Below are 3,896 nucleotides of genomic sequence, written 5' to 3' on the forward strand. Positions count from 1 at the left end.
CCTCCGCGCCCCGTCCGCGTTCACGCCCGTTCCCTCACTGCTCCTGCCTGCCCTCCATGGCGAGCAGTTCCTCGTTCGGGATCGCGCCGCCGAAGCGGCGGTCGCGGGAGGCGAACTCCAGGCACGCCCGCCACAGGTCCCGGCGGTCGAAGTCCGGCCACAGGACGTCCTGGAAGACCATCTCCGCGTAGGCGCTCTGCCACAGCAGGTAGTTGGAGGTGCGCTGCTCGCCGCTCGGCCGCAGGAACAGGTCCACGTCCGGCATGTCCGGGTAGTACAGGTAGTTCTGCAGGGTCTTCTCGTTGACCTTCGCCGGGTCGAGGCGTCCCGCCTTCACGTCCTCGGCCAGCGCCTGCGCCGCGTCGGCGATCTCGGCCCGGCCGCCGTAGTTCATGCAGAAGTACAGGGTGAGCCGGTCGTTGTCCTTGGTCTGCTCCTGCGCGACCTGGAGTTCCCTGGCGACCGACTTCCACAGCTTGGGCATCCGCCCCACCCAGCGCACCCGCACCCCCAGCTCGTCGAGCTCGTCGCGGGACTTGCGGATGAAGTCGCGGTTGAAGTTCATCAGGAAGCGCACCTCGTCCGGTGAGCGCTTCCAGTTCTCGGTGGAGAAGGCGTACAGGGAGATGGCGCCGACGCCCATCTCGATCCCGCCCTGGAGCACGTCCAGCACGCGTTCGGCGCCGACCTTGTGGCCCTCGGTGCGCGGCAGGCCCCGCTCCTTGGCCCAGCGGCCGTTGCCGTCCATCACGATCGCCACGTGCCGGGGGACCAGCTCGGCGGGGAACTTCGGGGGCCGCGCGCCGGAGGGGTGCGGTACCGGCGTCTTGTACTCCCGTCGCTGACGCCCCAGGAACCCGCGTACGGCCATGTGCTTCTCGTCTCCCCTAGGTGTTCTAGGTGCTCTAGGTGTTCGCTACTTCTCGACGTACCGCAGGGAGCGCAGTCCGCGCTCCAGGTGCCAGTGGAGGTACGCGGACACCAGCCCGCTCCCCTCCCGGACGTACCGCGCCTCGGACGCGTCCGCCGTCTCCCAGTCTCCCGCGAGCAGCGCGCCGAGCAGTTCCAGGGCCTGCGGCGAGGGCACGACGCTGCCGGGCACCCGGCAGTCGGCGCAGACGGAGCCGCCGGAGGCGACCGAGAAGAACCGGTTCGGCCCGGGCATCCCGCACTTCGCGCAGTCGCCGAAGGTGGGGGCGTAGCCGTTGACGGCGAGGGAGCGCAGCAGGAACGCGTCGAGGACGAGATGCGGGGCGTGCTCGCCGCGGGCGAGGGTCCGCAGGGCGCCGACGAGCAGCAGGTACTGCTGGACGGCCGGCTCGCCCTCGTGGTCGGTGAACCGTTCGGCGGTCTCCAGCATGGCCGTCCCGGCCGTGTAGCGGGCGTAGTCGGTGACGATGCCGCCCCCGTACGGCGCGATGGTCTCGCTCTGCGTGCACAGCGGGAGGCCGCGCCCGACCAGCTCGCTCCCCCTGGCGAAGAACTGCACGTCCACGTGGGAGAACGGCTCCAGGCGCGCGCCGAACTTGGACTTCGTCCGGCGCACACCCCTCGCCACGGCGCGTACGCGTCCGTGACCGCGCGTGAGCAGGGTGATGATCCGGTCCGCTTCACCCAGCTTCTGGGTGCGCAGCACGATGCCGTCGTCGCGGAACAGACTCATACGCCCATTCTCGCGTACCCGCCGGGCTCCCGTGGCACCGCCTCGGGGCCCGGCCGGCGGGCCCCCCGGTCAGGGCAGCTCCCCCCGGCTGCGCGCGTTGGCGTACGCGGTCGCCGCGCGCAGCCGCTCGGCGGGCGTCGCCCGCCGCACCTCGACCGGCTCGGCGTCCCACTCCCGTCCGCCGCCGTACGGTCTCAGCTGGATGTAGGGGCCCTCGTGTCCCATCACGATGCCGAGCCTCTCGGTCCGGGTGTCCACGACGTACACACCGATCGGCGGCCTCATCGTGCCGCCGCGGCCATCACGGCCACGAGCCGCCGCGCGGTCTCCACGGAACACCGGCCCAGCTCGACGAGCGGACAGGGTGCCTCCCGCGCAAGACTCACCGGGTCCAGCCCCAGGGACGGCAAAGCAATTCCGGTCTTCGCGAGTAACGCCCGCAATTCTTCCACCACGTCCTCCGCCTCTTCGACGCAGAGCGCCGAGTGCCGTTCCTTCACCCTCGTCCCCTTCTCATCGGCTTTCACGCTTCCCGTCCTTAAGGTGCCCTTCGGAACCTACACTCGGAAGAGTTTTACGCCCTACAAGTAACCGGCTGTGCAAAGGGGTTGGGAAAGGGGTCAGCAATGGCCAACGGTTCACGCCAGGCGGCGTGGGAGTTCTTCGGCGCGGAACTGAAGCGGCGCCGGGAGGAGTCGGGCTTCACACAGGTGGAGCTGGGGGCGCGGGTGTTCGTGTCAGGGGGTTACATCGGCCAGTTCGAACAGGCCATCCGGAAGCCCCAATTGGACGTGGCCCGGCGGATCGACGAGACCCTGCGAACCGACGGTATTTTCGAGCGGCTGTGCAGGAAGCTGATCGACGACCGCCGGTATGCGGATTACTTCGTCAAGGCCGCGGAGCTGGAGACGCTGGCGACGAAGATCTGCGAGTTCGCGCCGGCGCTGATTCCCGGACTGCTGCAGACCCCGGCCTATGCGCGGGCGGTCACGCTGGCCATGAATCCCTTCGCGCCACAGGAGACGGTCGACGAGAAGGTGGCCGGACGCGTCGAACGAGGGCGCCTCCTCAAGGACGCCACGCGGCCGGTGTACTGGGCGATCCTGCACGAGAACGTGCTGCGCATCCCGGTGGGCGGGCCGGCGGTCATGGCGGAGCAGCTGGAGCGGGTCGCGGAACTCGCGCGGGACCGGTCGGTGCTGGTGCAGGTGCTGCCGTACGCGGCCGGGCCGCACGCCGTCATGACCGGCTCGCTCAAGCTCATGGAATTCGAGGACGCGCCACCGACCGCCTATACGGAAGCCGTGTATTCGGGGAATCTGCTGGACGATCCGGCCGTGGTGCTACGAGCCCGATCGGCATACGATCTGCTGAGGGCCGACGCGCTGTCACCGGAGGCGTCCCTGGCCCTCATCGAATCCGCGGCGAAGGACCTCAGACGATGCGCGAGTACGACCTGAGCAAGGCACTCTGGCGCAGAAGCAGCCACAGCGACGGTAACGGCGGAGACTGCGTCGAAGCGACGTACGACTTCCCCGGTGTCGTCCCCGTCCGGGACAGCAAGGCGGCCGCCGGTCCCGTCCTGGTCGTGGGGGCGGCGGCCTGGGCGGAGTTCGTCGGAGCCGTCGCCGCGGACGCGGGGTCCCACCGTGGCGGAGTGGCGCACGCCTGATGGGGTATACAGGTCGAGGCATATGCATGCGCGTCGGCCGTCGTTCCCGGATTCCTCCCAACTCCCGCTTTTCCGCTGGGCGGTTGGTCCGACTGGAGGATGACCCGGCTATGACTCCGTTGGCGTGACGTTTCGGCGGGGCTGCGCCCCCGGCGGGCCCCGGGTCGTTCTCCTGTGAGGTAGAACCGCGATTCTTAGGAGACCGACGTGACCGCCACCTCGTACGAGTACGGCCCCCACCAGGGCTACGTCGACCCCTACCCCTTCGACGGGAGCGCCTACGGCGACTTCCCGATCGCGCCGCCGCACCCGCCGCAGCGGCTGGACGTCGCCATCGACCCGCAGGACCGGCGCCGGCTGGAACTGCACGCGGCCCTGACCGCCGCCGGGATCCCGCCGCTTCCCGAGGACCGCGAGGCCATCGACCGGCTCAGCGCCCTGCCCGGCAACATCAACAGCACGATCCAGCGCTGGCTGCAGCACGCCCTCTGACGCCCCGTGGAGACGGCCGTCACCGCCGCCGGGGACCGCGCGGAGAGCACGCGGTCCCCGGCGGCGGTG

Annotated in this window: 7 protein-coding genes; 3 read left to right on the top strand and 4 right to left on the bottom strand. The window is 70.1% G+C overall.

What is annotated here, in order from left to right; translation table 11 throughout:
- Positions 1-34 precede the first annotated feature (34 nt).
- The 4 genes from AOK18_RS22890 to AOK18_RS22905 all read right to left on the bottom strand — a co-directional run bounded on the left by AOK18_RS22890 (position 35) and on the right by AOK18_RS22905 (position 2,163).
- Complete coding sequence (locus tag AOK18_RS22890; RefSeq protein WP_055571711.1) at positions 35-871, bottom strand: isoprenyl transferase; 837 nt, start codon at positions 869-871, stop codon at positions 35-37.
- Positions 872-916: 45 nt separating this feature from the next.
- A complete protein-coding gene (gene recO, locus AOK18_RS22895) occupies positions 917-1,663 on the bottom strand; it encodes a DNA repair protein RecO (protein ID WP_055695560.1) in 747 nt (248 codons plus the stop codon).
- A 69-nt stretch (positions 1,664-1,732) separates the two neighbouring features.
- Positions 1,733-1,948, bottom strand: a complete 216-nt coding sequence (locus tag AOK18_RS22900) for a hypothetical protein (RefSeq protein ID WP_055573198.1) — start codon at positions 1,946-1,948, stop codon at positions 1,733-1,735.
- Positions 1,945-2,163: a hypothetical protein gene (locus AOK18_RS22905; protein WP_055573201.1), complete on the bottom strand. Its 219-nt coding sequence runs from the start codon at positions 2,161-2,163 to the stop codon at positions 1,945-1,947. The genes AOK18_RS22900 and AOK18_RS22905 overlap by 4 nt, the downstream gene beginning before the upstream one ends.
- A gap of 126 nt (positions 2,164-2,289) precedes the next feature.
- Between AOK18_RS22905 and AOK18_RS22910 the strand changes: the two genes are divergently transcribed.
- The 3 genes from AOK18_RS22910 (at position 2,290) to AOK18_RS22920 (ending at position 3,827) form a co-directional block, all read left to right on the top strand.
- Positions 2,290-3,123: a helix-turn-helix domain-containing protein gene (locus AOK18_RS22910; protein WP_055695561.1), complete on the top strand. Its 834-nt coding sequence runs from the start codon at positions 2,290-2,292 to the stop codon at positions 3,121-3,123.
- Entirely contained in the window at positions 3,105-3,335 is a 231-nt protein-coding gene (locus AOK18_RS22915; protein WP_055695562.1) for a DUF397 domain-containing protein, read from the top strand. The genes AOK18_RS22910 and AOK18_RS22915 overlap by 19 nt, the downstream gene beginning before the upstream one ends.
- A gap of 207 nt (positions 3,336-3,542) precedes the next feature.
- Positions 3,543-3,827, top strand: a complete 285-nt coding sequence (locus tag AOK18_RS22920) for a hypothetical protein (protein ID WP_055573200.1) — start codon at positions 3,543-3,545, stop codon at positions 3,825-3,827.
- Positions 3,828-3,896 lie beyond the last annotated feature (69 nt).

Origin of the sequence: Streptomyces prasinopilosus, from assembly GCF_001419695.1 — a bacterium.
Classification (GTDB): Bacteria; Actinomycetota; Actinomycetes; order Streptomycetales; family Streptomycetaceae; genus Streptomyces; species Streptomyces prasinopilosus.